Consider the following 808-nt stretch of genomic DNA (forward strand, 5'->3'; position numbering starts at 1 on the left):
TCTTCAGGTCGGCGTGGACCTGTTCGATGACCGCGTGGCCGCGGTGGGTCTTGTCCGCGGCCACGGCGTCCAGCACGGCTGGGTCGACGGTGGTGAAGAACGCGTGGAACCGCCAGGTGTCGAACAGGGTGTCCTGCCCGGCGGCCCTCCTCTTCTCGGTGTTGAGGTCGGGGATGCGGCGCACCACCAGCCGGCCGGGCACCCGGTTGGTCTTCTTCTGTGCCGCGAACGCGGTGTACGGGATCTCGGCGACCTCGGCGCGGGAGACCCAGGTACGGGTGTCCTCGTCGAAGATCGCTTGGGGGTACTCGATCGGGGTCCACGCAGCCTCGCCGATGGCCGCGATCGCCGCCCGCACCTTCGGATCCGAGCGGACCGTGATGGACACGTCCGCGCCCGCCTTGATCGCCGCGCCGACGGTGGCGTGCCCGTAATACGCCGAGTCCGCGCGCACCAGCGGCCGGTCCGCGGTCATGGACCGGACGGTCGCCAGGGCATCGGCGACCAGCCGGGCGGCCCCGCGCGGGGAGGCGGCCGAGCCCTTGCGCAGCCGCTGCGCCACCACCACCGGCGCCGACCCGGGGGCGGCGGCGGTGGCCAGCAGCGCGTTCAACCCGCGCACCCTGGTGTAGCCGAAGCCGGCGCCCTGCTTGGCGTACCCGTGCACCTCGATCACCGTGTCATCCACGTCCACCAGCACCTGCCGCCCAGCCCCGCCACCGGGCAGCAGCGGCGCCCGCCGGCCCAGGGCGGTCAGGAACCGGGAGGCGATGCCGTCGAGCTGGCGCACGTGCCCGAACGTGAACGC

Annotated in this window: 1 protein-coding gene; it reads right to left on the reverse strand. The window is 73.4% G+C overall.

Annotated elements, in window-relative coordinates:
• Window positions 1–808 (reverse strand): transposase (locus tag PHA84_RS20660; RefSeq protein ID WP_270890027.1); only part of this gene is annotated, 808 nt, incomplete at both ends.

Origin of the sequence: Pedococcus sp. 5OH_020 (assembly GCF_027812955.1) — a bacterium.
GTDB lineage: Bacteria > Actinomycetota > Actinomycetes > Actinomycetales > Dermatophilaceae > Pedococcus.